Below are 26,867 nucleotides of genomic sequence, written 5' to 3'. Positions count from 1 at the left end.
ATCGAAAGCCCAACGGGGGAGCTATGAACATCTACCTACCCATCCTCGTACTCGGGGTGATCGCAGCGGCCTTCGCGGTCGGCTCGGTCGGTATCGCCGTGCTGATCGGCCCGCGCCGCTACAACAGGGCCAAACTCGAGGCCTACGAGTGCGGTATCGAACCGCTGCTTGCGGCCGAGGACGCCAAGCTGGCCACGGGGCAGCGATTTCCGATCAAGTACTACCTGACGGCGATGCTGTTCATCGTCTTCGACATCGAGATCGTGTTCCTCTATCCCTGGGCGGTCTCATTCGACTCCCTGGGGATGTTCGCGCTGGTCGAGATGATTCTGTTCATGCTCACGGTGTTCGTCGCCTACGCCTATGTGTGGCGACGGGGAGGTCTGTCATGGGACTAGAGGAACAATTACCCGGCGGAATCCTGCTCTCGACGGTGGAGAAGGTGGCCGGCTACGTCCGCAAAGGATCGTTGTGGCCCGCGACGTTCGGATTGGCGTGCTGCGCCATCGAGATGATGGCGACCGCGGGTCCGCGTTTCGATATCGCCCGGTTCGGAATGGAGCGCTTCTCCGCCACTCCGCGGCAGGCCGATCTGATGATCGTGGCGGGCCGGGTGAGCCAGAAGATGGCACCGGTGCTGCGCCAGGTGTACGACCAGATGGCCGAACCGAAATGGGTACTGGCCATGGGCGTATGCGCGTCGTCGGGCGGTATGTTCAACAACTACGCCGTGGTGCAGGGCGTCGATCACATCGTGCCGGTGGACATCTACCTGCCTGGCTGTCCCCCGCGTCCGGAAATGCTGCTCAACGCAATCCTCAAGCTGCACGCCAAGATTGCCGAGATGCCGCTCGGGGTGAACCGGGCCGAGGCCATCGCCGCCGCCGAGCAGGCCGCCCTGGCCTCACGGCCCACGATCGAACTGACCGGGCTGCTGCGATGACGGACAAGGTGACCGACAAGGAGATCATCGGCGAGCGCCGGGGCATGTTCGGTGTGCACGGCTCCGGTGACACCTCCGGATATGGTCGCCTGGTCCGGGAAGTCGCACTGCCCGGCAGTTCACCACGTCCCTACGGCGGGTACTTCGACGACGTGGTCGACCGGCTGGCCGAAACGTTGGGCCAGGAGATATTCGAGGCAGCGGTCGAGCGCGTCGTGGTGTTCCGCGACGAGCTGACGCTGGAGGTGCGCCGCGCTCACCTGATGGCGGTGGCGCAGACGCTGCGCGACGATCCCGGTCTGCGCTTCGAGCTGTGCCTGGGTGTGTCGGGCGTGCACTATCCCGATGAGCACGATCGGGAACTGCACGCGGTCTATCCGCTCATGTCGATCACCCACAACCGCCGGATTCGCCTCGAAGTCGCCGCACCCGATGCCGATCCCCATGTGCCGTCGCTGTTTTCGGTGTATCCGACCACCGACTGGCACGAACGGGAGACCTACGACTTCTTCGGCATCATCTTCGACGGCCATCCCGCACTGACCAGGATCGAGATGCCCGACGACTGGGTCGGCCATCCTCAGCGCAAGGACTACCCGCTGGGCGGAATCCCGGTGGAGTACCACGGCGCCGAGATCCCGCCGCCCGATCAGCGGAGGTCCTACAACTGATGACGCTGCAGGGCAACATTCCCACCATCCCGCCCGACGGCCCGCCCGTCGTCGTGGTCGGCGGTCAGGACTGGGATGCGGTCGTGGCCGCCGCCCGGGAACACGCCGGGGAACGCATCGTCGTCAACATGGGTCCGCAGCACCCGTCGACGCACGGGGTGTTGCGGCTGATCCTGGAGATCGAAGGCGAGACGATCACCGAGGCCCGCTGCGGAATCGGCTACCTTCACACCGGCATCGAGAAGAACCTCGAGTTCCGCACCTGGACGCAGGGCGTGACCTTCGTGACCCGGATGGACTACCTGTCCCCGTTCTTCAACGAGACGGCCTACTGCCTCGGGGTGGAGAAGCTGCTCGATGTCACCGACGACATCCCCGAGCGGGCCACCGTCATCCGGGTACTGCTGATGGAGCTCAACCGCATCTCCAGTCATCTGGTGGCATTGGCCACCGGGGGGATGGAACTGGGTGCCATGTCGGCGATGTTCTTCGGGTTCCGCGGCCGCGAATCCATCCTCTCCATGTTCGAGACCATCACCGGCCTGCGGATGAACAACGCGTTCATCCGGCCCGGCGGGCTGGCGGCCGATCTTCCGGACGAGGCCATGCCCCAGCTGCGCGACCTGCTCAAGAACCTGCCGGGGCAACTGCGCGAAATGGAGAAGCTGCTGCGCGACAACTACATCTGGAAGGCCCGCACCGAAGGTATCGGGTACCTCGACCTGACCGGATGTATGGCACTGGGCATCACCGGGCCGGTGCTGCGCTCCACGGGCCTACCCCACGATCTGCGCAAGGCACAACCGTACTGCGGCTACGACACCTACGACTTCGACGTGTGCACCGCCGACGGCTGTGATGCCCTGGGCCGCTATCTGATCCGGGTCGACGAGATGAAGGAGTCGCTGAAGATCGTCGAGCAGTGCGTGGACCGACTACGGCCGGGGCCGGTGATGTTGACCGACAAGAAACTTGCCTGGCCGGCCGATCTGAAGGTCGGCCCCGACGGGCTGGGCAACTCCCCAGATCACATCGCCAAGATCATGGGTACCTCGATGGAGGCGTTGATCCACCATTTCAAGCTGGTCACCGAGGGCATCCGGGTGCCGGCCGGCCAGGTGTACGTCGCGGTCGAATCCCCGCGCGGGGAACTGGGTGTGCACATCGTCAGCGATGGCGGCACCAGGCCTTACCGCGTGCATTACCGCGACCCGTCGTTCACCAATCTGCAAGCGGTGGCGGCGATGTGCGAGGGCGGCATGGTCGCCGACGCGATCTCGGCGGTCGCGTCGATCGACCCGGTCATGGGAGGCGTAGACAGGTGAGTACCAGGTGAGCGTCATCGATTTGCGACTGGGCCAGCGGCCCGATGAGGCCGGTCCCCCGATATCGGCGGGGCCGCAATCCTATTCGGCCGAGGTGATGAGGCGCCTGGGCGCCGACGCCGAGCAGATCATCGCCCGATACCCGCATCCTCGCTCCGCCCTGCTACCCCTGCTGCACCTGGTCCAGGCGCAGGACGGATACCTGACGCCGGCCGGAGTCCGGTTCTGCGCCGAGCAATTGGCGCTCAGTCCGGCCGAGGTGACCGCGGTCGCCACCTTCTACTCCATGTACCGGCGTAACCCCACCGGGGATTATCTGGTCGGGGTGTGCACCAACACGCTGTGTGCCGTCATGGGCGGCGACGCGCTGCTGGAGATCCTGCAGGAACACCTCGGCGTGCGCGCCGGCGAGACCACCACCGACGGCTCGATCACCCTGGAACACATCGAGTGCAATGCCGCCTGCGACTTCGCTCCGGTGGTGATGGTGAACTGGGAGTTCTTCGACAACCAAACCCCCTCTTCGGTAAGGGAACTGGTCGACGATCTGCGCGCGGGGCAGCCGGTCACCCCCAGCCGCGGCGCGACGCTGTGCACCTTCCGCGAGACCGCGCGGATTCTCGCCGGTGTCGAGGACACCGCCGCCGGCGCCCCCGACACCTCTCCGCCGGGTGCGGCGACGCTCGCCGGGCTGCGGGCCGCCAGGGGTGAGCGATGACCGACCTGACACCGGTGCTGAGCAGCTATTGGGATGCTCCGCAATCCTGGACGCTGCACACCTATCTGCGTCACGACGGATACCAGGCGCTCGACGCGGCCCTGGACATGGAACCCGACGCGGTCATCGCACTGGTCAAGGAGTCCGGATTGCGCGGCCGCGGCGGCGCCGGCTTCCCGACCGGACAGAAGTGGTCGTTCATCAATCAGGCGGACTCGAAACCGCACTATCTGGTGATCAACGCCGACGAGTCGGAACCCGGTACCTGCAAAGACATTCCGCTGATGATGGCCACCCCGCATGTGCTGGTCGAGGGTGCGATCATCGCCTCGTACGCGATCCGGGCCCGGCACGCCTTCATCTACGTGCGCGGCGAGGTGGTGCCCGTGTTACGGCGGCTGCGCGCCGCGGTCGCCGAAGCGTACGAGGCCGGGTATCTGGGCCGCGACATCCTGGGGTCGGGTTTCGATCTGGACCTGGTGGTGCACGCCGGGGCGGGAGCCTACATCTGCGGTGAGGAGACCGCGCTGCTGGACTCCCTGGAGGGCCGCCGCGGGCAGCCGCGACTGCGGCCGCCGTTCCCGGCCGTGGCCGGGCTGTACGCCTGCCCGACGGTGGTCAACAACGTGGAGTCCATTGCCAGCGTGCCGCCGATCGTGCGCCGCGGGGTGGACTGGTTCAAGTCGATGGGCTCGGAGAAGTCGCCGGGATTCACGCTGTACTCACTGTCCGGTCATGTCACCCGGCCGGGCCAGTACGAGGCTCCGCTGGGCATCACGCTACGAGAACTGCTCGACTACGCCGGTGGGGTCCGGGCCGGGCACCAGCTGAAGTTCTGGACCCCGGGCGGCTCCTCGACCCCGATGCTGACCCCCGAACATCTCGACGTCCCACTGGATTACGAGGGAGTCGGTGGCGCGGGGTCGATGCTGGGCACCAAGGCACTGCAGATCTTCGACGAGACCACCTGTGTGGTGCGAGCGGTGCGCAGGTGGACCCAGTTCTACGCGCACGAGTCGTGCGGCAAGTGCACGCCGTGCCGGGAGGGCACCTACTGGCTGAGCCAGATCTTCGAGCGGCTGGAGACGGGGTCCGGCAACCGGACCGACATCGACACCCTGCTGGACATCTCCGACGCCATCCTGGGCAAGTCGTTCTGCGCCCTGGGCGACGGCGCCGCCAGCCCGATCATCTCGTCCATCAAGTATTTCCGCGACGAGTACGAGGCACATCTGGGCAGCGGATGTCCGTTCGACCCGCACGCCTCGACAGTGTTCGCGACGGAAGGGGCAGGGGTATGACGCTGGCCGAACCGGCTGGGCCGCTTGGCGACACCACACCCGTCGACATGGTGACGCTGACCATCGACGACCACCAGATCAGCGTGCCCAAAGGCACGCTGGTGATCCGGGCGGCCGAACTGATGGGTATCCAGATCCCACGGTTCTGCGACCACCCGTTGCTGGAGCCGGTCGGCGCGTGCCGGCAGTGCCTGGTCGAGGTGGAGGGGCAACGCAAACCGCTCGCCTCGTGTACCACGACCGTCACCCCGGACATGGTGGTGCGCACCCAGCTGACCTCCCCCGCCGCCGACAAGGCCCAGCACGGGGTGATGGAGCTGCTGCTGATCAACCACCCGCTGGACTGCCCGGTCTGCGACAAGGGTGGCGAATGCCCCCTGCAGAACCAGGCGATGTCCAACGGCCGCACCGACTCCCGGTTCACCGACGTCAAGCGCACCTACCCCAAGCCGATCAACCTGTCCGCGCAGGTGCTGCTGGACCGCGAGCGCTGCGTGCTGTGCGCGCGCTGCACCCGGTTCTCCGATCAGATCGCCGGAGACCCGTTCATCGAGTTGCTGGAACGCGGTGCGCTGCAGCAGGTCGGCATCGCGGACCAGACTCCCTTCGACTCGTACTTCTCCGGTAACACCGTGCAGATCTGTCCCGTCGGTGCGCTGACCGGCACCGCCTACCGGTTCCGCGCCCGCCCGTTCGACCTGGTGTCCTCGCCGAGCGCGTGCGAGCACTGTGCCTCGGGCTGTGCGCAGCGCACCGATCACCGGCGCGGAAAGGTGTTGCGGCGCCTGGCCGGCGACGATCCCGAGGTCAATGAGGAATGGAACTGCGACAAGGGTCGGTGGGCGTTCGCCTACGCCACCCAAGGCGACCGGATCACCACCCCGCTGCTGCGCGACCCCGACGGAACACAACGGCCCGCCTCCTGGTCAGAAGCGGTGGCGGTGGCCCTGCGGGGACTGACCGCGGGCAGGGCCGGGGTACTGACCGGCGGCCGCCTGACCCTCGAAGACGCCTACGGTTACGCCAAGTTTGCCCGGATCATGCTGGGCACCAACGATATCGACTTCCGGGCCAGGGCCGGCTCGCAGGAGGAGCTGCACTTCCTGGCTCACGCGGTGGCCGGTCAGCCGTTCGCGGTGACCTACGCCGACCTGGAGACCGCACCCGCAGTACTGCTGGCCGGGCTGGAACCCGAAGAGGAATCCCCCATCGTGTTCCTGCGGCTGCGCAAGGCGGTCCGCAAGCACGGGCTGCCGGTCATCTGCGTGGCCCCCTTCGCCACCCGCGGGCTGACGAAGTTGGGCGGCCGGCTGGTCAGCGCGGCGCCGGGCGACGAAGCCGCGGCACTGGACGGACTGCGCGCCGAGCTCCCCTCGGGCAGCATCATCCTGGTCGGCGAGCGGTTGGCCACCTCACCGGGCGCCTACACCGCAGCGGTCCGGCTGGCGGAGGTGACCGGTGCCCGGATCGGCTGGGTGCCCAGGCGCGCCGGCGACCGGGGCGCGCTGGAAGCCGGTGCGGCACCGAACCTGTTGCCCGGCGGGCGGCCGGTCACCGACCCGGCCGCCCGCGCGGAGGTGGCCGCGGCCTGGAATGTCGAAGAGCTGCCGGAGCAGCCGGGCCGCGACACCGCAGGCATCCTGGCCGCCGCGGCCGCCGGCGACCTGGCCGCCCTGCTGATCGGCGGGGTGGACGTCGACGACCTGCCCGACCCGGCCGCCGCACTGGCCGCCGTCGAGGCTGCGGGTTTCGTGGTCAGCCTCGAGTTGCGCCACAGCGCGATCACCGACCGCGCCGACGTGGTGTTCCCGGTCGCACCCGTGACCGAGAAGAGCGGCGCCTTCGTGAACTGGGAGGGCCGTCCCCGCGTATTCGACGGTGCCCTGCCCCCGGCGGCGACCAGCGATATGCGGGTACTGGCCGCGCTGGCCGACGAGGTGGGCGTCGACCTCGGCCTCGTCGACGCGCCCCGGGTGCGCGCCGAACTGGCCCGCCTCGGCGGCTGGCAGGGCAAGCCGGCACCGGCACCGGATATCGCCCCGGCGCCACAGGAGGCCAGGCCGGGCCAGGCCGTGCTCGCCTCATGGCGGATGCTGCTCGATGCCGGCCGGCTCCAGGACGGGGAACCGTACCTGGCCGGTACCGCCCGCCCGGTGGTGGCCAGGCTGTCCGCGGGCACGGCCGCCGAAACCGGTTGCACCGACACGGTTCGGGTCAGTACCGACCTGGGATCGGTCACCGTTGCCCTGGAGATCACCGAGATGCCGGACCGGGTGGTGTGGCTACCGCTGAACTCGGCCGGGTCGGCGGTGCATACGACGCTGGGCGCCGGCGTCGGCGATATCGTGCGGATCGAGCCGGTATGAACACCCCGGATCTGACCTCATTCGGCCACGACCCATGGTGGCTGGTGATCGCGAAAGCGCTCGGCATCTTCGTGTTCCTGCTCCTCACCGTGCTGGTGGCCATCCTGGTGGAACGGAAGGTGCTGGGCCGCATGCAGATGCGGTTCGGTCCCAACCGGGTCGGCCCGTTCGGGCTGCTGCAGAGCCTGGCCGACGGCGTCAAACTCGCACTCAAAGAGGGGCTCATCCCGGCCGGGGTCGACAAGCCGATCTACCTGCTGGCCCCGGTACTGGCGGTGATCCCCGCGATCATGGCGTTCGCCGTCATCCCGATGGGCGGCTACGTATCGGTGTTCGGGCACACCACACCGTTACAGCTGACCGACCTGCCGGTGGCGGTGCTCTACGTGCTGGCGGTCACCTCCATCGGGGTGTACGGCATCGTGCTGGCCGGCTGGGCCTCCGGTTCGACCTACCCACTGCTGGGTGGTCTGCGCTCCAGCGCCCAGGTGATCTCCTACGAGATCGCGATGGCACTGTCCTTCGCCGCGGTGTTCCTGTACGCGGGCACCATGTCGACCTCGGGCATCGTCGCCGCCCAGCACGACACCTGGTATGTCTTCCTGCTTCTGCCGAGCTTCCTGGTCTATGTCACCTCGATGGTCGGCGAGACCAACCGGGCGCCGTTCGACCTACCGGAGGCCGAAGGTGAACTGGTGGGCGGGTTTCACACCGAGTACTCGTCGCTGAAATTCGCGATGTTCATGCTCGCCGAGTACGTCAACATGACCACGGTGTCGGCCCTGGCCACCACGATGTTCCTCGGTGGCTGGCGTGCACCGTTCCCGTTCAACATGATCGACGGCGCGAACTCCGGGTGGTGGCCACTGCTGTGGTTCGTCGCGAAGGTGTGGACCTTCCTGTTCTTCTACATCTGGCTGCGTGCCACCCTGCCCAGGCTGCGCTACGACCAGTTCATGGCATTGGGCTGGAAGATCCTCATCCCGCTGTCCCTGGGCTGGATCGTCGTCGTCGCCGTCACCCACGAGTTGCGGGCCCAGGGCTCGCCGTCGTGGATGACCGCGGTGGTCAGCGTCGGCGTCATCGCTGCCGCCGCCCTGCTACTGCTGATGTGGAATGCGCTGCGGCACAACATCGCGGCGCCCGCCCCACCCCCTGACACCGGGGCCTTCCCGGTGCCGCCGCTACCGCACAAGGAGGCCGCAGATGTCTAAGGTCGGCGATGCACTGGCCGGGTTCGGTGTCACCTTCAAGACGATGTTCACCACACCGATCACCGAGCAGTACCCCGAACATCCCGGTCCGGTGGCCGCCCGCTATCACGGCCGCCACCAGCTCAACAGGTATGCCGACGGCCTGGAGAAATGCATCGGCTGCGAACTGTGCGCATGGGCGTGTCCGGCCGATGCGATCTTCGTCGAAGGCGCGGATAACACCGAGGGACAACGCTTCTCACCCGGCGAGCGGTACGGACGGGTGTACCAGATCAACTACCTGCGCTGTATCGGGTGCGGGTTGTGCATCGAGGCCTGCCCCACCCGGGCGCTGACCATGACCAACGACTACGAGATGGCCGACGACAACCGTGCCGACCTGATCTACGGCAAGGACAAGCTGCTGGCCCCGCTCACACCCGAGATGACCGCCCCGCCACACGAGATGGCGCCCGGCAGCACCGACGAGGACTACTACCGCGGCAACATCACCGCGACAGGCCTCGGCATTCCGAAGGTCCCGGCCCGATGACCGCGACGGTACTCGCCGCGGGCCTGGCACAAACCTCGACCACCGAGGCCGTCACCTTCTGGATCGTCGGCACCCTGGCCGTCCTCGGTGCGATCGGGGTGGTGGCCGCCACCAAAGCGGTGTACTCGGCACTGTTCCTGGCGATCACGATGATCAACCTCGCGGTGCTCTATATCGCCCAGGACGCCGTGTTCCTCGGGATCGTCCAGGTGGTCGTCTACACCGGTGCGGTGATGATGCTGTTCCTGTTCGTGCTCATGCTGATCGGCGTTGATACCTCGGAGTCCCTGGTGGAAACCATTCGAGGGCAACGGGTTGCGGCCATCGTGGCCGGTGTCGGCTTCGGGGTGCTGCTGATCGGCGGGATCGGCAATGTCGCGGTGAACGGATTCGCGGGGCTCGATGCCGCGAACCGGGGCGGCAATGTCGAGGGCCTGGCCGCACTGATCTTCACCCGCTACGTCTGGGCGTTCGAGCTCACCAGCGCGCTGCTGATCACCGCCACCCTGGGTGCGATGGTGCTGGCACACCGGGAACGGTTCGACCGTCGCAAGACCCAGCGCGAACTGGCGATCGAGCGTTTCGCCCCGGGCGGGTATCCGACCATGATGCCCAGCCCCGGGGTGTACGCACGGCACAACGCCGTGGACATTCCGGCCCGGCTACCCGACGGCACCGCGGCCCGGACATCGGTCAGCACGGTTCTGGTCCCTCGCGGAAGCGGTGAGAAGTGAATCCGGCGAACTACCTCTACCTGTCGGCCCTGCTGTTCACCATCGGCGCGACCGGGGTGCTGTTGCGCCGCAACGCGATCGTGATGTTCATGTGCGTCGAACTGATGCTCAACGCGGCGAACCTGGCCTTCGTCACCCTCTCCCGGATGCATGGTCACCTCGACGGGCAGGTGGTGGCGTTTTTCACCATGGTGGTCGCCGCGTGTGAGGTGGTGGTGGGCCTGGCCATCATCATGACGATCTTCCGGGCCCGGCGATCGGCCTCCGTGGACGCGGCCAGTCTGCTGAGGAACTGATGACCTGGCTGCTGATCGCCCTCCCCCTGGCCGGTGCGGCCGTGTTGCTGCTCGGGGGCAGAGCCACCGACGGCTGGGGTCACCTGCTGGGTTGCGCGACGGCCCTGGCGTCATTCGTCGTGGGCGTGGTGTTGTTCGCCGATCTGCTGGGTCGCGGTGCCGATGACCGGGTGATCCAGCAGACCCTGTTCTCCTGGGTACCGGTCGGGGCACTGCACGTCGACTTCGGTCTGCAAGTCGACGCGCTGTCCATCTGTTTCGTGCTGCTGATCACCGGTGTCGGATCGCTGATCCACCTGTACTCCATCGGCTACATGGCGCACGACCCGGATCGCAGACGGTTTTTCGCGTACCTGAATCTCTTCGTCGCGGCCATGCTGCTGCTGGTCCTGGCCGACAACTACCTGGGCCTGTACATGGGGTGGGAAGGTGTCGGCCTGGCGTCCTACCTGCTGATCGGGTTCTGGTCGGACAAGCCGTCGGCGGCGACCGCGGCCAAGAAGGCGTTCATCGTCAACCGGGTCGGCGACATGGGCCTGGCGCTGGCGTTGATGGTGATGTTCAGTACGGCCGGAACCGTCTCGTACGCCGGCCTTTTCGGGGCGGCACCGGGATTGTCCGAGGGTTCGCTGAACACGATCGGACTCCTGCTGCTGCTCGCCGCCTGCGGTAAGTCCGCGCAGGTGCCGCTGCAGTCCTGGTTGGGTGACGCGATGGAAGGCCCGACGCCGGTGTCGGCGCTCATCCATGCCGCGACCATGGTCACCGCGGGTGTCTATCTGATCGTGCGATCCGGGCCGGTGTTCAACCTCGCCCCCCACGCTCAGTTGGCCGTCACCGTCGTCGGCGCGGTCACCTTGCTGTTCGGCGCGATCATCGGGTGCGCGAAGGACGACATCAAGAAAGCCCTTGCCGCGTCGACGATGTCGCAGATCGGCTACATGGTGCTGGCCGCCGGGCTGGGCCCGGCCGGCTACGCGGTGGCGATCATGCATCTGCTCACCCACGGCTTCTTCAAGGCCGGGTTGTTCCTCGGCGCCGGGTCGGTGATGCACGGGATGAACGACGAAACCGATATGCGCCGCTACGGCGGTCTCCGCACGTATATGCCGGTGACGTTCGTGACATTCGGGCTGGGGTACCTGGCGATCATCGGGGTGCCGCCGTTCGCCGGCTTCTTCTCCAAGGACGCCATCATCGAGACCGCGTTCGCCACCGGCGGGGCACGCGGATGGCTGCTGGGCGGCGCGGCCCTGCTGGGTGCGGGTATCACCGCGTTCTACATGACCCGGGTGATGCTGATGACGTTCTTCGGCGAAAAGCGTTGGGAAGAGCACGAACAACATCCCCACGAATCCCCCGGCATCATGACCGCCCCGATGATCGTGCTGGCCGTCGGCTCGGTCGGCGCCGGTGCGCTCCTGGCCATCGGCGGCACCCTGGCACACTGGCTGGAACCGGTGGTCGGCAGCCACGTTGCCCACGGCGACATCCCGGTGTGGGTCATGACGGTGGTGACCCTGTCGGTGGTCGCGATCGGTGTCGGTGTCGCCTACCGGATGTACGCGATGCGCCCGGTTCCCGACACTGCGCCGCAGGGTTCGGCATTGACCGATGCGGCGCGCGCCGATCTGTACGGCGACCGGTTCAACGAATCGGTGTTCATGCGGCCTGGCCGGCAGCTCACCGCGGGTCTGGTCGAGATCGACGATGACGCCGTGGACGGGGTAACCCGCGGCCTGGCCGGACTGATCGGTGATGCCTCCCGGCGGATGCGCTCCTGGCAGACCGGGTTCGCCCGGTCCTACGCCCTGTCCATGCTCGGCGGCGCGGCCCTGGTGATCGGAGCGTTCCTGGTGGTGAGGATCTGGTGACCGGCATCGGCTGGCTGAGCGCGCTGTGGGCGGTGCCGATCGTCGGCGCCGCGGTGGTGATCCTGTTGCCCGCCAAGCAGGTCGCGCGTTATGTGGCGCTGGCGGTGTCGTGTGCGGTGCTGGCCATCGCGCTCGTGCTCGCGGTGCGGTTCGACCCGGCGGGACCGCAGTTCCAGTTCGTCGAGGACCACCCGTGGATTCCGACCTTCGGCACCGGCTACATCCTCGGCGTCGACGGGATTGCGCTGGCGCTGGTGGTGCTGACCGCGGTGTTGGTGCCGCTGCTGTTGATCGCGGGCTGGAACACCGGCGCCGGCGCAGCGGCGGGAGAATCACCGGCCGGGGACGAGACCCGCTTCGGGACACGTTCGACCCAGAGCTATCTGGCACTGACCCTCGCCGTCCAAGGCATGGTGCTGATCTCACTGGTCGCCCTCGACGTGCTGCTGTTCTACGTGTTCTTCGAGGCCATGCTCATCCCGATGTACTTCCTGATCGGCGGGTTCGGTGGCGCCGGCAGGAGCGCCGCAGCGGTGAAGTTCCTGCTGTACAACCTGTTCGGCGGGCTCATCATGCTGGCCGGGGTGATCGGACTGTACGTGGTGACCACCGATGCCCTCGGAGGGACCTTCGACTTCCGGGCCATCGTCGGTGCGGTCTCCCGCGGCGAACTCGGCGCCAGCCCCGCCGTGCTCAATGCCCTGTTCCTCGGATTCATGTTCGCCTTCGCGGTGAAGGCCCCGCTGTGGCCGTTCCACCGCTGGCTGCCGGACGCCGCCGTCGAGGCCACCCCGGCGACGGCGGTGCTGATGATGGCCGTCGTCGACAAAGTCGGTACCTTCGGGATGCTGCGGTACTGCCTGCAATTGTTCCCCGACGCGTCGATGACGTTCCGGCCGTTGATCATCACCCTGGCGGTGATCGGCATCGTCTACGGTGCCGTCGTGGCGATCGGTCAGACCGATGTCATGCGGCTGATCGCCTACACCTCGATCTCCCACTTCGGGTTCATCATCCTGGGTATCTTCGTGATGACCAGCCAGGGCCAGTCCGGGTCCACGCTCTACATGGTCAACCACGGCATCTCCACGGCGGCACTGTTCCTCATCGCCGGATTCCTGGTGTCACGCCGGGGTTCGCGGCTCATCGCCGACTTCGGCGGTGTGCAGAAGGTGGCCCCGGTGCTGGCCGGAACCTTCCTGGTCGCCGGACTGGCCACCCTGTCGCTGCCCGGGCTCGCGCCGTTCATCTCCGAATTCCTGGTGCTGATCGGCACATTCACCCGATACCCGGCGATCGCGGTGTTCGCGGTGAGTGCACTGGTGTTGTCCGCGATCTACATCCTGTGGGCGTACCAGCGGATGATGACGGGACCGGTGAAGGACGGCAACGAGCGGTTGCGCGATCTGGTGCCGCGCGAACTGATCGTGGTGGCGCCGCTGATCGCGCTGCTGCTGGTGCTGGGTATCTACCCGAAGCCGGCGCTGGATGTCATCAATCCGGCCGTCGACCACACCCTGCGCACGATTCATCAGCAGGATCCCGTCCCGACCGCGGAGGGCTCGCACCGATGACACTGCCTGGTCCAGTTCCGGTCGCTTCGCTCGCTCCGGCGCCGTCCATCGAGTACTTCCAGCTGTCACCGATGCTCATCGTGCTCGGTGTGGCGGTGGCCGGCGTTCTGGTGGAAGCGTTCCTGCCGCGCAATGTCCGGTACGCCACCCAACTGGTGCTCGCCGTGGGCGGTCAACTGGCCGCGCTGGCGGCGGTGGTGCTGGTGACACTGTCCCTCAACGGCGCGGGCGGCCCGGCGGCGGTCGGCGCAGTCGCGGTGGACCGACCGGCACTGTTCCTCCAGGGCACCCTGCTGCTCGTCGGCATCCTCGGCACGCTGCTGATCGCCGAGCGGCGGATACCCGCCGACGAGGGGCTCGGCCTGGACGGGTTCACCCCGCAGGCCGCGGCGGTTCCGGGCAGCGTCGCGGAGAAGATCGCCGCGAAAGCCGTGGTCGCCCAGACCGAGGTCTTCCCGCTCACGATGTTCGCCGTGGCAGGGATGATGTTGTTCCCGGCCGCTGACGACCTGCTGACCATGTTCGTCGCACTCGAGGTGTTCTCGCTGCCGCTGTACCTGATGTGCGGGCTGGCACGCCGGCGACGGCTGCTGTCCCAGGAAGCCGCGCTGAAGTACTTTCTGTTGGGTGCGTTCTCGTCGGCATTCTTCCTGTACGGGATCGCGATGCTGTACGGGTTCTCCGGCGGCTTCAGCCTCGGTGGGATCGCCGCCGCGGTAACCACGGGCGGGGACACCTCGATGGCGGTGGTCGGGGTGGCCCTGGTGTCGGTCGGGGTGTTGTTCAAAGTGGGCGCGGTGCCTTTTCATTCGTGGATTCCCGATGTCTATCAAGGCGCGCCGACGCCGGTGACGGCGTTCATGGCGGCGGCCACCAAGATCGCCGCGTTCGGGGCGATGTTGCGGATCTTCTATGTAGCGCTGCCCGGCCTGGCGCATGACTGGCGTCCGGTGCTGTGGGTCATCGCCATCCTCACCATGGCAGTCGGCACCATCACCGCCATCTCGCAGAGCGATGTCAAGCGGATGCTGGCGTATTCCTCGGTGGCGCATGCCGGGTTCATCCTCACCGGGGTGATCGCCCTCAACGGTGCCGGACTGTCGGCGACACTGTTCTATCTGTTCGCCTACGGTTTCAGCACCTTGGGCGCGTTCGCGCTCGCCGGCCTGGTACGCAACGCCGACGGCGAGGAGGCCACCACCCTGTCCCAGTGGGCCGGGCTGGGCCGTCGTTATCCCCTGGTGAGCGTGGTCTTTTCGCTGTTTCTGCTGGCCTTCGCGGGTATCCCGCTGACCAGTGGCTTCGTGTCCAAGTTCGCGGTGTTCAAGGCCGCCGCCGAGGGTGGAGCCGCTCCTCTGGTGATCGTCGGTGTGGTCGCCAGTGCCGTGGCAGCGTACTTCTACGTGCGCGTCATCGTGTTGATGTTCTTCACCGATCCACCCGAGAACCCACCCGTCGTGGTGGTCCCCAGCATGCTCAGCACGGCGACCGTGACCATCACCGCGGCCGTGACCTTCGCACTCGGCGCGCTACCCCAACCCCTGCTGGATCTGGTCAACGGCCAGCAGTTCAGCGGTTGACGGCCTGGCGCACCTGCCCGGCGATCAGCTCGTACATGCCACGGGTGACCTCGGTGGCATCGCTCATGATGTTGTAGCCGTGGTCCACGGCGGGCACCTCGACGTAGTCGGCGAGCGCACCGACCGCGTCCAGGCTCTTGGCGTAAGCGGCCGCCTCGTCGCGAAGCCGGTCGTACTCGCACGTGATCACCAAAGCCCGCGCCACACCGGCGATCTCGTCGGCGTTGTCACCCCACGCCGGCGAGGCCAGCGGATCACGGCGGCGCCTCTGGTCGGGAATGTAAGCGGTGTCGAACACCTCTCCCATCCACGGTTTCATGATGGCCTTGCCGCCCAGCGGCGACCGCTTGCGTCCCGTCGCCGTCACCAGGTCCAGTGGCGCATAGTGCAGCACCTGTAGCGCGATCGGCGGACCGCCGTGTGTCAGCGCCATCCGGGACACGGCCGCCGACAGATTGCCCCCTGCGCTCTGCCCGCCCACACAGAGCCGGTCGCCAGCCTCCTGTGCCGCCGCCCAGGACACCACGTCGTACAACTGCTCGACGGGGGTCGGGAACCGGCAGTCGGGAGCGAGCAGATAGTCGGTGTTCACCACGGTGACGCCGGCGCGGGCCGCCAGGAAGCGGCACCATGGATCGTCCTGTTCGCGGTGCCCGACGACGAAGCCGCCGCCGTGGACGTTGACGTACACCCCGGCGGCCTCGCCGACCGGGTGGTAGATGGTTGCGGCGGTGTCACCGTGCCGGGTCGGGATATCGGCCTCGGTGGTGCGCCCGGCGATGTCCGGGAACTGCACACCCGGCTTCGGGCTGGGGTTGACGACCCGGGAGAACAGCCGGGCCAGGGCATCGGCGATGAGAGGAGTCGACAAGATGGACACCGCATCGACCATACGCACGAGGTTGCGGCGACGGGTGTCGGATCACCTAGTGGCGGGTCAGCGCACGATGCCGTGCACCACGATTGCGGTGGTCTGGTCCAGCCACTGGTCGTCGAGTTCCCAGCCGGGCACCAACAGCATGCGCAGCAGGTTCACCCCGCCGATGACCTCGATGAGCCGGTCGGGGTCGACATCGGGACGCACCTCACCACGCTCGACCGCGTGCACCAGGCGGTCCCGCACGACGCCGAACAATCCGGTGAACCGGCTCATCACCCGGTAACTCAGCTCGGCGTCGGCGGCCATATCGGCGATGACCCCGGGCAGCGCGGCACGCACGACCGGGCTGGTGAACACCGCTGCGGCCGCGGCGAGCATGGCGCGGACGTCGGTGGCGATATCGCCCTCCGGCATGCCGAGGGCGGTCGGCGCGGTGGGGAACGCCGCCTCGTGCACCAACTCGGCTTTGCTCGACCATCGGCGGTAGAGCGCGGTCTTGGTGGTGCCGGCGCGCTCGGCGACGGCCGCCATGGTCAGATTCGAATAACCGATCTCCACAAGCAGATCCGCAGTGGCGCCGAGTATGGCAGCGTCGATGCGCGGATCCCGGGGCCGCCCGGCCCCCTTGTCAATCGAAGACGAGTCTGCTTTCATATCGCTACCAATAGTAGCGTAATTGGCGACTCACGTGGGTTTGAGAGGAACACCGTGTCGAACGAACCGGCCGTCGAAGATGTCAGCCGCCTCCAGCACTCCAGCCGAGATGTCAGCACCGTGCCCGCCGCGATCGCCCAGTGGCTTGCCACGCAACTGCCCGGCAAGGACACGCCCGTGGTCACCGTCGAGAGCGGTGTGGACGCCAACGGCATGTCCTCGGAGACCATCCTGCTGACCGTCGACTGGGACGGCACGCAGCAGCACATGGTCGCACGCGTCGCCCCCACCGATGCCGATGTTCCGGTGTTCTCCTCATACCGGCTCGACCACCAATTCGAGCTCATGCGCCAGGTGGGCGAGCTCACCGATGTCCCGGTCCCCCGGGTCCGCTGGATCGACACCACCGGTGACGTGCTGGGCACCCCGTTCTTCCTGATGGACCGCGTCGACGGCATCGTGCCGCCCGATGTCATGCCCTACACGTTCGGCGGCAACTGGTTCGCCGACGCACCGGTGGATCGGCAGCGCGAATTGCAGGACTCCACCGTCGAGGTGCTGGCAAAACTGCACTCGATTCCCGATGCCGCGCAACGGTTTGCGTTCCTGTCCGAATCCGACCCACCCGGAGACACCCCGCTGGCCAGGCATTTCGGCTGGCTCAAGGATTGGTATGAGTTCTCGGTGCCCGATATCGGGCGTTCCGAGCTGGTCGAGCGGGCATTGGGCTGGTTGGCGGACAACTTCCCGGCCGAGGTGGCCGCCACGACTCCCGTGCTGGCGTGGGGCGACTCACGTATCGGCAACGTGCTGTACGAAGACTTCCGGCCGACCGCGGTGCTGGACTGGGAGATGGCGACCGTCGGCCCACGCGAGCTGGACGTCTCGTGGATCATCTTCGCGCACATGGTTTTCCAGGAGCTGGCCGGACTGGCAGGGCTACCCGGCCTGCCGGACGTGCTACGCGAGGAAGATGTGCGCGCCAGTTACGAGCGGCTGACCGGGGCCACCCTGGGCGACCTGCGCTGGTTCTACATCTACTCCGGCGTGATCTGGTGCTGCGTGTTCATGCGCACCACCGCACGCCGCGTGCACTTCGGCGAGATGGACAAACCCGAGGACGTGGAGTCGACGTTTTACCACGCCTCACTGCTGCGCCGGCTGCTCGAGGAACCGGCGGGCAGGAGCGAAGCGACCCGGGGAGAAGATCCGGCGCGGGGAAAGGAACACTCATGATCGGCCCGATGGACGAATTCCCGATTCATCAGATCCCTAAACCCATTGCCTGGCCGGGATCTTCGGACCGGAACTTCTACGATCGGTCCTACTACAACGCGCATGACCGCAGTGGGGACATCTTCCTCATCACCGGTATCGGGTACTACCCCAACCTCGGGGTGAAGGACGCCTTCCTGTTGGTCTCCCGCCGCGGCAGCGGCAGATTCGGCGGAAGCGGAGATACCCAGACCGCGGTCCACCTGTCCGACGCCATCGACCAGGATCGGCTCGACCAACACGTGCTGGGCTACCGCGTCGAGGTCCAGGAACCGCTGCACAAGCTGCGGATCACCCTCGACAAGACCGACGGGATCGCCGCCGACCTCACCTGGACCGGCCTGTTCGACGTCGTGCAGGAGCAGCCACACATCATGCGGCAGGGCAACCGGGTCACCCTGGATGCCCAGCGCTTCGCCCAACTGGGTTCGTGGAGCGGCTCATTGGAGATCGACGGCGAACACATCACGGTGGACCCCGCGGTGTGGATCGGATCCCGGGACCGCTCGTGGGGTATCCGCCCGATCGGCGAGGCCGAGCCGGCGGGCCGGCCCGCGGACCCACCCTTCGAGGGCATGTGGTGGCTCTACGTCCCGATGGCGTTCGACGAGTTCTCGATCGTGATCATCATCCAGGAGGAGCCCAACGGGTTCCGGTCGCTCAACGACTGCACCCGCATCTGGAAAGACGGGCGCGTCGAGCAGCTCGGCTGGCCGCGGGTGAAGATCCACTACCGCTCCGGCACCCGCATCCCCACCGGCGCCACCATCGACGCCACCGCGAGTGACGGTGCGGCGCTGCGTTTCGAGGTGGAATCCAAACTGCCCGTGCCGATTCACGTCGGCGGTGGTTACGGCGGCGACTCGGACTGGACGCACGGCGTATGGCGGGGTGAGAAGTTCACCGAGCGGCTCACCTACGACATGACCGATCCGGCTGTCATCGGGCGCTCCGCGTTCGGGGTGATCGATCACGTCGGCCGCGCCGTGTGCACCGAAGGTGACCGCTCCCCCGCCGAAGGCTGGGGCTTGTTCGAGCACGGCGCACTGGGCCGGCACGACCCGTCCGGGTTCGCCGACTGGCTGACCGTCGCGCCGTAACCGACGAGTCTGGAGCATCACACCTGCGCGGTGCTCCAGCGAGATCGACGTCAGGGTCGTGCGGGCAGGCGAATCACACCGCCCCGAACAGCGCCGCCGCGGCCACCGCTTCCACCAGGCAGTAGAACCAGTTGGGGTAGAACGGCGTCCGCCCGTCGAACACCGACACCACCCGTCCGACAGCCATCCCCGCCAGGGCGACACCGACGGTGATCAGTACACCGGTGCGCGCCTCCGGCACCCGTGATGCATAGACGAGCACCGCGGCGATGGCCACACCGAACCCGCCGTACACGGCGCGGACTTCAGCGCGAGCGGTCGCCGTAGCAAGGGTGACGCCGAACGGGCGCACCATGGTTGCCGGGGCCGTCAGTGCGTACAGACCCATACCGGCGAAGAACAGCGCCACGACGAGTTCGACCACGGTAACCTCCTGTTTCGTCAGCGATCAGGAGTCCAGCATGCCCAGCCCGGTACCGGCGGCGCTTCCACAAACCTGCTCCCCAACGGTGTGGTTGTGGCCCGGGCAGGCGTTGTACGCCGGTCCAGCGCTGGGATTGGAGCCGCATTCCGGGTCGGCGTGGTGCCTGGCCGTCGGGGTCGACGGACCGCTGACCGTCACCGTGGGCGCCCAGCAGGTCGTCACGCGGACGGCGCTCATCCCGCCGCGGATGACCCACCACTTGGCCCTGGACGGCCGTTTGGTGACCTGCTACCTCGATCCCGCGTCCGAGCGCAGCGCGTCCTGCCGGCGTCGTTTCACCCAGTTTCAGGGCGCTGTCGGCACCGACCATGAGCGCCGGGACGCGTTGTCGACGCTGCCCCAGGATGATGCCGCCGCGGCACGCTGGCGCGATGCCGCCGCCCCGGCCGCGATCCACCCCATCGATGCCCGGATCAAGATGGCGGCCACACAGATTCGTGATGATCCCGCGGTATCCATCCCGGCCGGAGAAATGGCCGCGGCCACCGGATTGTCCGAATCGCGGTTCCTGCACCTGTTCCGGCAAGAGACCGGATGCAGCCTGCGCCGCTACCGGCTGTGGAGCCGGCTGATCCGGGCCGGAACCGAGCTGGCGGCCGGCAGCAATCTCACCACCGCTGCTGCCGAGGCGGGTTTCGCCAGCCCGTCGCACCTGGCCGACCGCTTCAAGACGACGTTCGGACTGTCCGCCACCCAGCTACTGGCGACCGGCGTCACCATCCGGACGCCGTAATTCGGCATACGCGGCGACGAGCGCGTCGAGCGTGAAATTCCGGTTCAGACCGCTCGGATTGGGCAGCACCCACGCCTGTGCGCCCGCGATGCCACGCGGTTGCCGTCCCCACTCGAGATCGGGACGCGACAGCATCGCCGCCAGCGCACGCTTGCCCAGGAACGCGACGACCCGCGGCGCGTAATGCCGGACCTTGGCCTCGAACACCGGTGCCGAGTCACGGAATTCAGCTGCGGTGACATCACTGGCACGCGGGGTCGGCCGGGTGACGACGGCGGTGATACCGCAGCCGTAGGTCAGCAGCAGCTGCTCCTGGTCGGGTCGCAACCGGACGTCGGTGTACCCCGCCCGGTGCAGCACCGTCCAGAAGCGGTTGCTCGGACTGGAGAAGTTGTGCCCGGCAGCCGCCGCGGTGGACGCCGGGTTGATCCCGCAGAAGACGACATCCAGTCCGGTGTCCAGGATGTCGGGCGTATATCCCATCAGTGCGATTGTGCACTGTGGTCGAATCGAATCGATAGCTGCCCGGAACTAGATGGCGACCTTCGGTGTGACGGCCGGCTTGTCAGCGGCGGAGCTGACCGGCGCCCGGCCGAAGACCATCGACTCCCCGATCCGGTCGAGCCGGTGCTCCAAGGCATCGAGGGCATAGTTGTGCCGCACCTTCCACGGCCGCCGGGTACCGGATTTCGGCAGCGCATGCGGGGCGCGCTGCACGTACCCGGCGTTGAGATCCCAGGCCGGTCTCTCCTGCATGGCTACCCCGCCCAAATGTGGATAGGCATGGGTGTATCCGTGAGAGTCCATGTAGGCCAGCAGCTTTGCCACCGCTTTGGCGGTCATGTCGGCCCGTAGTGTCCACGAGGCGTTGGTGTAGCCGACACACCACGCCATATTCGGCACCTCCTCGAGGAGGTGCTCCTTGTAGACGAAGCGATCGGTGGGGTCGACGCGCTGCTCGTCGATGCTGAGTTCGATCCCGCCGAGTGCCTGCAGCGTCAGCCCCGTCGCGGTGACGATGATGTCGGCGTCCACCCGCTCGCCCGACTTCAACACGATGCCGGTGGGGTCGACGTGGTCGATGTGGTCGGTGACCACCTCGACACGCCCAGCACTGATGTCTTCGAACAGATCGCCGTCGAGCACCAGACACATCCGCTGGTCCCATGGCCGGTAGCGCGGGTTGAAATGCACATCGATGGGATACCCGTGCGGCAGTCGCGCCTTGTTTCGGTCGCGGATCACCTTGCGCCCCATGTTCGGGGCTTTCCGGAAGAAGACGTACGTCAGGTAGTGAACCCAGGCGTTGAGTGTGCGCACGATCTGATGAGACATCTTGCGCGGCAGCATGTTCCGGATTCCCTGCGTGAACGCCGGGACAGCGGACATCGATGCCATGTAGGTCGGGGAGCGCTGCAGCATGGTGACGTGGGCGGCCTGCTCGGCCAGCGCAGGCACCAGGCTGATCGCCGTCGCGCCGCTGCCGATCACCACCACCTTCTTGCCTGCGTAGTCCAATGACTCGGGCCAGAACTGCGGATGCACCACCTGACCGCCGAAATCCTCCAGCCCGGGGATCGGCGGGTTGTGCGGCTGGTCGTAGTCGTAATAACCGGTACCGAAGAACAGGAATCGCGCCCGGTACACCGGGCCATCGGAAGCGCCCCCCGTCGCTTCGCTCGCCCCGGAATTTTCCCCCGTCGCTTCGCTCGCCCTGGAACTTTCCCCCGTCGCTTCGCTCGCCCCGGTACGCACCGTCCAGGAATCGGTGGCCGAGTCCCAATCGGCCGAGAGCACCCGGGTGCCGAACCGGATGTGCCGGTCGATGCCGTATTTGCGCGCCACATCGGTCAGGTACTGGCGGATATCGGCGCCGTCGGCGACGTGTTCCTGCCGGGTCCACGGCTCGTAGGGGAAGCTGAGGGTGAAGATATCGCTGTCAGATCGAATACCCGGATACCGGAACAGATCCCAGGTGCCGCCGATGCGTTCGCGCCGCTCCAGAATGGTGTAGCTCAGCTGCGGGTTCTGTTCGTGGATGCGGTAGGCGGCGTTGATCCCGGAGATCCCGGCCCCGATGATCAGCACATCTGACCATTCGGGAGAGGACTCGACCTGCTCCTCGCCCATGGACAACCTCCTCGTGGTCCGTTGCCGTACCACCACCATAGGTGCTCAGGTGCGCAGCGCGTCAACGATCTGCGCCAGTGAATCCACCGCGATCGGTCCGGGCTGGTAGATGCAGATCCGGTCCGAGATACCGGCCACCCGGTCCCTGATATGGGCGGCCACCTCGGCGGGTGTGCCGCATGCGGCGATGGTGTGCAGCACGTCGTCGTCGATCAGCGCCCCCATCTCCGCCCATCGTCCTTGCTTGGACAGCGCGTTGAGTTCGGGCTGCAGGTCGCCCCATCCGTGCACGTCCAGTACAGGCCGGTAGGCCGGGGTGGAACCGTAGAACGCCAGCAATTGGCGCGTCGCGGCGTGGTCGTCGCCCACCGAGACGATGATCTCCGGCACGATCGCCAGGTCGGCGCGATCCCGCCCGGCCGCGGCGAGCCCTTCGTCGACGGCGGCCATCGTGACCTCGTGGAGGAACTTCTTGTTCCCGAACGGCATCACCAGCAAGCCGTCGGCGTGCTCGGCCACCGCCCGGGTCAGTCGCGGACCCAACGCGCCCACATAGATGGGCGGCGGTCCGTAGACGTTGCCGCGCGGCGTGAAGGTCGGGGTCATCAGGGTGTGCCGATAGAACTCGCCCCGGAACTCCAGCCGCTCCCCCGTCGACCAGGTGGTGAAGATGGCCCGCAGCGCCGCGACCATTTCGGTCATCCGCGCCACCGGCCGGTCGAAGTCGGCGCCGAACCGCTTCTCGATCTGGGTGCGGATCTGAGTGCCGAGCCCCAGGGTGAACCGGCCGCCGGACAGGATCTGATGGTCGATGGCCTGGTGCGCCAGGTGAATCGGATTGCGCGGGAATGCGATCGCCACATTGGTCATCAGGTCCAGGCCGCCCACGGTGGACGCCAACGTCAGCGGCGTGAAAACGTCGTGCGGACCTTCGAAGCTGAACACCCCACTGGCCCCGGCATCGCGCAGCGCCCGCGCACGGTCGGCAGCATCGGTCGGCCCGTACAACGCCGTCATGACCTTCACAGCGGCTCACCTTAGTGCGATTCTGCGGAGATTCGGGGCAGACTGTGCCTGTGGGCGATGTCATCGTGGTGGGAGCCGGATTCGCGGGACTGTCGGCAGCGCGCGAGCTGACCAAACTCGGGCACGAGGTGGTGGTGCTGGAGGGCCGCGACCGCGTCGGCGGCCGGTCGTACACGACCACGATCGCCGGCGTGCCGGTCGACCTGGGCGGCACCTTCGTCGGCCCGACCCAGGATGCGGTCCTCACGCTGGCCGCCGAGCTGGGCTGCGAGACCGTACCCACCCACAGCCGCGGGAAAAACCTGATCGATTGGCACGGACGGGTGCGGTCCTATCGGAGCACCATCCCCAAGCTGTCGATGATCGAACTGTTCGACGTGTCCCGTATCCAGTGGCGTTTCGAGCGGCTGTCCCGGCTGATCCCGGTGACCAACCCGTGGTCGGTCCCCGCCGCCGCGCGGCTCGACCGGCGCAGCCTGGACAGCTGGCTGCGGTCTGTGCACGCGAATGCCTCGACGCGGAATCTGATGGCGATCATGTCCCGGGTGACCTGGGGGTGCGAACCCGACGAGGTCTCGATGCTGCACGCAGTGCGCTACGTGAAGGCGGCCGGCGGCCTGGGACCGATGCTCGACGTCAAGGGCGGCGCCCAGCAGGACCGCTTCCCCGCCGGGACACAACCGATCGCGGTACGGATGGCCGAAGACCTGACCGTCTACCTGAACACGGCCGTGCGCCGGATCGCGCGGGAGGGCACCGGCTATCGCGTGGAATCGGCGGCAGAGTCATGGCACGCCACGGCGGTGATCGTCGCGATCCCGCCCGCCCATCGCGGGGCGATCGCCTTCGAGCCGGCCCTGCCCGACGAGCACCGGGAACTCATCGCGCATTGGCCGCAGGGCAATCTCAGCAAGGCCTACGTCGCCTACGAGAAGCCGTTCTGGCGGGCGGCGGGCTTTTCCGGGGAGGCACTGTCCGACGAAGGACCGGTGTTCATCACCTTCGACGTCAGCCCGAGCGACGACGGACCCGGGGTGTTGCTGGGCTTCGCCGACGCCCGCACCTTCGACCCGCTGCCCGCAGCGCAGCGCCGGGAACGGGCACTGCGCAACTTCACCGCATTGTTCGGCGACGCGGCCGCGAACCCCATCGCCTACATGGACCATTGCTGGGGTGCAGAACCTTTCGCGCCGGGCGGGCCCACCGCGGCGGTGCCGCCGGGGTCGTGGAGCAGCTACGGGCACGTGCTGCGGGCCCCGGTGGACGGCGTGTTCTGGGCGGGTACCGAGACCGCCGACGAATGGACCGGGTTCCTCGACGGCGCGGTGCGGTCCGGGCAGCGTGCGGCGGCCGAGGTGATCGACTACCTCAGTCGGTGATTTCAGGAACTGAGCTGTTGCCGCGCAACCGATTCGGCGAGGCTGCGCAATTGCCGGTTCACCTCGGCCGGCCGTTCCAGGATGGCGCAGTGGCCACCGGACATCTCGACGAACGCCGAAAGATTGGGTGCGTGTTCGGCGATATGACGCGACGAGTTGATCGGTAGCAGCCGGTCCTTGCGGCTGCCGATCACCAGCGTCGGCACCGTCAGGTTGTGCAGCGAAATATGTGTGGGCCCAAGGCCGTCCACCAAGACCCTGGCCCACCCGCCGCGGCCGGCCGGCGGGGTGGCGGCGAACAGCCGGTAGATCAGGTCGGCCACCTCCGGGTCCGCATCGCGGCCGACGGCCAGGTATTGGACGAAGCGCTTGTTGGGCCCGCCTGCGAGGTTGGGGATCGGAGTGGCCCCGAACGTCTTGAGGAAGGTCCCGGCGGCCCGGATCCGGGCCTCGGTGAGCGGGGCGGGCACCGGCGCGAGCCGCACATTGCGCAGCAGGTCCCCCGTGGTGGTGTTGATCAGGGCGACGGCGTCGGCGCACTGGGCGACGCGCTGCGGGTAGCGCTGCGACCAGGAGGAGATCGCGATCCCGCCCATCGAGTGCCCGGCGATGACAGCCCGCTCACCGGGCACCAACGTGGCGTCCAGGACGGCATCGAGGTCGGCGGCCAGGTGGTTGAGGCTGTAGCCGCGGCGCTCCCTGGGGGTTTCGCTGCGGCCGTGGCCGCGGTGGTCGTAGGCGATGACGCGGTAGTCGCCGGCCAGATCCGCGATCTGGTGGGCCCAGACCTCCAGGGCGCAGGTGATGCCGTGTGCCAGCACGATCGGATAACCGTGCTCCGGCCCGAACACCTGCGCGTGTAGCCGGGTGCCGTCGGCCGAACGCACCGTGAGCGTGCGGCTCGCAGGTAGCGAGGGAAGCGCCATCGCCTGCTCCAATCGTCTCGGCCTCTTTGCCGGACCGTCCAGCCTACGCCGTGTCAATCCGACGTGACGAGCACCGGCTTGATCACCTCGGCGGCCTTCGCCGCGGACCACACCCGGCCGAAATCATCGAAGGGGAAGCTGGTGACCAGTTTGTCCAGGGGCAACTCGCCACGCAGGTGCAGGTCGGCGAGGTACGGGATGAACACATGCGGGTCGCTGTCGCCCTCGACGACGCCGCGCACAGTGATGCCCTTGGCCATGATGAGCGCCACCGGCAGCTCGGCCATCGGCGCGCCGAGTCCGAGCAGCGCCAGGGTGCCGCGGGAGCGCAGCAGCCCGACCGCGGAAGCGACGACCTCCGGGCGGGCCGTGGTGTCGATGACGGCCGCGGCCCCACCGGTCAGCTCCAGCACGGCGGCCGGGACGTCGGTATCGGCGGGGTCGCACGTGTGGGTGGCGCCCAATTCGGTGGCGAGTGCGCGGCGCGCAGCGATCGGGTCGACGGCGATGATGGTGCGGCACCGCGCGATGCGGGCCCCCATCACCGCCGACAGCCCGACCGCGCCGGCACCGAACACGACGACCGCGTCGTCGGCGGCCGGGGTCAGCACGTTGAGTACCGCCCCCGCGCCGGTCTGCACACTGCAGCCCAGCGGTGCGGCCAACGCGGGGTCGATGCCCTCGGGCAGCGTGACGGCGTTGCGACTGCGGGCCATGGCGTAGGTCGCGAAGCTGGACTGGCCGAAGAATCCTCCGGTGATCGGCTGACCATCCAGGCGCAGGGCGCTGGTGTCGTCGCGGCGGCTGCCCCTCATGTTCAGGTTGGTCGACTGGTCGCAGTAGGCCGGACGGTCACCGGCACAGTTGGCGCACGTGCCGCAGCTGGCGAAGGTGAGCACCACCCGCGCCCCGATGCGGTCCTGTGCCCGGGGTCCCGCGGCCACGACGGTGCCGGTGCCTTCGTGCCCGAACACCATGGGCACCTTGGAAAACCAGGACGCCACGCTGATGTCGGTATGGCAGATGCCGACGGCCTCGATGCGGACGAGCACCTCGTCAGCGACCGGATCACGCAGTTCGATATCGGTGAGCTGCGGGTCCTGACCTGCTGCGCGGAGTACCGCGGCACGTGCTGATATCACGCCGGGATGT

Annotated in this window: 26 protein-coding genes; 18 read left to right on the top strand and 8 right to left on the bottom strand. The window is 67.5% G+C overall.

The annotated features are described in order from the left end of the window. The first annotated feature begins 23 nt into the window (after positions 1-23). From FHU31_RS09575 to nuoN, 14 genes are read left to right on the top strand one after another with little or no spacing between them, the layout of a single operon-like run. Positions 24-398 carry an NADH-quinone oxidoreductase subunit A gene (locus tag FHU31_RS09575; protein ID WP_167157773.1) on the top strand — a complete coding sequence of 125 codons (375 nt, stop codon included), beginning with the start codon at positions 24-26 and terminating at the stop codon, positions 396-398. After that, positions 389-943 carry a NuoB/complex I 20 kDa subunit family protein gene (locus tag FHU31_RS09570; protein WP_090355436.1) on the top strand — a complete coding sequence of 185 codons (555 nt, stop codon included), beginning with the start codon at positions 389-391 and terminating at the stop codon, positions 941-943. Before FHU31_RS09575 ends, FHU31_RS09570 begins: the two co-directional genes overlap by 10 nt. After that, complete coding sequence (locus FHU31_RS09565) at positions 940-1,614, top strand: NADH-quinone oxidoreductase subunit C (RefSeq protein WP_167157771.1); 675 nt, start codon at positions 940-942, stop codon at positions 1,612-1,614. The genes FHU31_RS09570 and FHU31_RS09565 overlap by 4 nt, the downstream gene beginning before the upstream one ends. Then, positions 1,614-2,939, top strand: coding sequence for an NADH dehydrogenase (quinone) subunit D (gene nuoD, locus FHU31_RS09560; RefSeq protein WP_167157769.1), 1,326 nt, complete (start codon positions 1,614-1,616; stop codon positions 2,937-2,939). Before FHU31_RS09565 ends, nuoD begins: the two co-directional genes overlap by 1 nt. A 7-nt stretch (positions 2,940-2,946) precedes the next feature. Then, positions 2,947-3,657 carry an NADH-quinone oxidoreductase subunit NuoE gene (gene nuoE / locus FHU31_RS09555; protein WP_167157767.1) on the top strand — a complete coding sequence of 237 codons (711 nt, stop codon included), beginning with the start codon at positions 2,947-2,949 and terminating at the stop codon, positions 3,655-3,657. Then, positions 3,654-4,958, top strand: coding sequence for an NADH-quinone oxidoreductase subunit NuoF (nuoF, locus tag FHU31_RS09550; protein ID WP_167157766.1), 1,305 nt, complete (start codon positions 3,654-3,656; stop codon positions 4,956-4,958). The genes nuoE and nuoF overlap by 4 nt, the downstream gene beginning before the upstream one ends. Continuing rightward, positions 4,955-7,324 (top strand): NADH-quinone oxidoreductase subunit G, encoded by a 2,370-nt coding sequence (locus FHU31_RS09545; RefSeq protein ID WP_167157764.1) that lies wholly within the window; start codon positions 4,955-4,957, stop codon positions 7,322-7,324. The genes nuoF and FHU31_RS09545 overlap by 4 nt, the downstream gene beginning before the upstream one ends. Beyond that, a complete protein-coding gene (gene nuoH, locus FHU31_RS09540; RefSeq protein ID WP_167157762.1) occupies positions 7,321-8,538 on the top strand; it encodes an NADH-quinone oxidoreductase subunit NuoH in 1,218 nt (405 codons plus the stop codon). The genes FHU31_RS09545 and nuoH overlap by 4 nt, the downstream gene beginning before the upstream one ends. Then, positions 8,531-9,070: an NADH-quinone oxidoreductase subunit NuoI gene (nuoI, locus tag FHU31_RS09535; protein WP_167157760.1), complete on the top strand. Its 540-nt coding sequence runs from the start codon at positions 8,531-8,533 to the stop codon at positions 9,068-9,070. The genes nuoH and nuoI overlap by 8 nt, the downstream gene beginning before the upstream one ends. Next, positions 9,067-9,804 carry an NADH-quinone oxidoreductase subunit J gene (locus FHU31_RS09530; RefSeq protein ID WP_167157758.1) on the top strand — a complete coding sequence of 246 codons (738 nt, stop codon included), beginning with the start codon at positions 9,067-9,069 and terminating at the stop codon, positions 9,802-9,804. Before nuoI ends, FHU31_RS09530 begins: the two co-directional genes overlap by 4 nt. Then, complete coding sequence (nuoK, locus tag FHU31_RS09525) at positions 9,801-10,100, top strand: NADH-quinone oxidoreductase subunit NuoK (RefSeq protein ID WP_090356218.1); 300 nt, start codon at positions 9,801-9,803, stop codon at positions 10,098-10,100. The genes FHU31_RS09530 and nuoK overlap by 4 nt, the downstream gene beginning before the upstream one ends. Next, on the top strand, positions 10,100-11,974 hold the full coding sequence (nuoL, locus tag FHU31_RS09520) for an NADH-quinone oxidoreductase subunit L (protein ID WP_167157756.1): 1,875 nt from the start codon (positions 10,100-10,102) through the stop codon (positions 11,972-11,974). The genes nuoK and nuoL overlap by 1 nt, the downstream gene beginning before the upstream one ends. Continuing rightward, complete coding sequence (locus FHU31_RS09515; protein ID WP_167160834.1) at positions 11,968-13,548, top strand: NADH-quinone oxidoreductase subunit M; 1,581 nt, start codon at positions 11,968-11,970, stop codon at positions 13,546-13,548. The genes nuoL and FHU31_RS09515 overlap by 7 nt, the downstream gene beginning before the upstream one ends. Next, a complete protein-coding gene (nuoN, locus tag FHU31_RS09510; RefSeq protein WP_167157754.1) occupies positions 13,545-15,128 on the top strand; it encodes an NADH-quinone oxidoreductase subunit NuoN in 1,584 nt (527 codons plus the stop codon). The genes FHU31_RS09515 and nuoN overlap by 4 nt, the downstream gene beginning before the upstream one ends. On the opposite strand, the gene FHU31_RS09505 is transcribed toward nuoN, so the two are convergent. Together FHU31_RS09505 and FHU31_RS09500 are read right to left on the bottom strand one after the other, a co-directional pair. Next, entirely contained in the window at positions 15,118-16,008 is an 891-nt protein-coding gene (locus FHU31_RS09505) for an alpha/beta hydrolase (RefSeq protein ID WP_167157752.1), read from the bottom strand. The two genes, nuoN and FHU31_RS09505, sit on opposite strands and share 11 nt — an antisense overlap. A gap of 57 nt (positions 16,009-16,065) precedes the next feature. After that, positions 16,066-16,662, bottom strand: a complete 597-nt coding sequence (locus FHU31_RS09500) for a TetR/AcrR family transcriptional regulator (protein ID WP_167157750.1) — start codon at positions 16,660-16,662, stop codon at positions 16,066-16,068. A 54-nt stretch (positions 16,663-16,716) separates the two neighbouring features. Here FHU31_RS09500 and FHU31_RS09495 point away from each other — a divergent pair, with 54 nt between their 5' ends. Next, positions 16,717-17,898, top strand: a complete 1,182-nt coding sequence (locus tag FHU31_RS09495) for a phosphotransferase family protein (protein WP_167157749.1) — start codon at positions 16,717-16,719, stop codon at positions 17,896-17,898. Beyond that, complete coding sequence (locus FHU31_RS09490; RefSeq protein ID WP_167157747.1) at positions 17,895-19,037, top strand: Rv3169 family protein; 1,143 nt, start codon at positions 17,895-17,897, stop codon at positions 19,035-19,037. The genes FHU31_RS09495 and FHU31_RS09490 overlap by 4 nt, the downstream gene beginning before the upstream one ends. A 73-nt stretch (positions 19,038-19,110) precedes the next feature. Here FHU31_RS09490 and FHU31_RS09485 read toward each other — a convergent pair whose 3' ends face one another. After that, positions 19,111-19,461 carry a DUF4345 domain-containing protein gene (locus tag FHU31_RS09485; protein WP_263988135.1) on the bottom strand — a complete coding sequence of 117 codons (351 nt, stop codon included), beginning with the start codon at positions 19,459-19,461 and terminating at the stop codon, positions 19,111-19,113. A gap of 37 nt (positions 19,462-19,498) precedes the next feature. Between FHU31_RS09485 and FHU31_RS09480 the strand changes: the two genes are divergently transcribed. Then, positions 19,499-20,254 carry a helix-turn-helix domain-containing protein gene (locus tag FHU31_RS09480; protein ID WP_167157745.1) on the top strand — a complete coding sequence of 252 codons (756 nt, stop codon included), beginning with the start codon at positions 19,499-19,501 and terminating at the stop codon, positions 20,252-20,254. Here FHU31_RS09480 and mug read toward each other — a convergent pair. Genes mug through FHU31_RS09465 form a run of 3 tightly spaced genes read right to left on the bottom strand, consistent with a single transcriptional unit; the run spans position 20,219 to position 23,401 of the window. Beyond that, on the bottom strand, positions 20,219-20,737 hold the full coding sequence (gene mug, locus FHU31_RS09475; protein ID WP_167157742.1) for a G/U mismatch-specific DNA glycosylase: 519 nt from the start codon (positions 20,735-20,737) through the stop codon (positions 20,219-20,221). The two genes, FHU31_RS09480 and mug, sit on opposite strands and share 36 nt — an antisense overlap. Before the next feature lie 48 nt (positions 20,738-20,785). Next, on the bottom strand, positions 20,786-22,384 hold the full coding sequence (locus FHU31_RS09470) for a flavin-containing monooxygenase (protein WP_167157740.1): 1,599 nt from the start codon (positions 22,382-22,384) through the stop codon (positions 20,786-20,788). Positions 22,385-22,429: 45 nt separating this feature from the next. Further along, the gene (locus tag FHU31_RS09465) at positions 22,430-23,401 is read right to left on the bottom strand and encodes a TIGR03617 family F420-dependent LLM class oxidoreductase (protein ID WP_167160830.1); all 972 of its coding nucleotides are present in this window, start codon (positions 23,399-23,401) and stop codon (positions 22,430-22,432) included. A gap of 59 nt (positions 23,402-23,460) precedes the next feature. Here FHU31_RS09465 and FHU31_RS09460 point away from each other — a divergent pair, with 59 nt between their 5' ends. After that, the gene (locus FHU31_RS09460; RefSeq protein WP_167157738.1) at positions 23,461-24,789 is read left to right on the top strand and encodes a flavin monoamine oxidase family protein; all 1,329 of its coding nucleotides are present in this window, start codon (positions 23,461-23,463) and stop codon (positions 24,787-24,789) included. Between the two features lie 2 nt (positions 24,790-24,791). On the opposite strand, the gene FHU31_RS09455 is transcribed toward FHU31_RS09460, so the two are convergent. Beyond that, positions 24,792-25,715, bottom strand: a complete 924-nt coding sequence (locus FHU31_RS09455) for an alpha/beta fold hydrolase (protein ID WP_167157736.1) — start codon at positions 25,713-25,715, stop codon at positions 24,792-24,794. Between the two features lie 53 nt (positions 25,716-25,768). Next, positions 25,769-26,857, bottom strand: a complete 1,089-nt coding sequence (locus FHU31_RS09450) for an NAD(P)-dependent alcohol dehydrogenase (RefSeq protein ID WP_167157734.1) — start codon at positions 26,855-26,857, stop codon at positions 25,769-25,771. Positions 26,858-26,867 lie beyond the last annotated feature (10 nt).

The sequence above is a fragment of the Mycolicibacterium fluoranthenivorans genome (assembly GCF_011758805.1).
In the GTDB taxonomy this organism is placed as follows: domain Bacteria; phylum Actinomycetota; class Actinomycetes; order Mycobacteriales; family Mycobacteriaceae; genus Mycobacterium; species Mycobacterium fluoranthenivorans.
The sequence above is the reverse complement of the archived record's forward strand: the minus strand, read 5'-3'. Positions and strand labels throughout refer to the sequence as shown.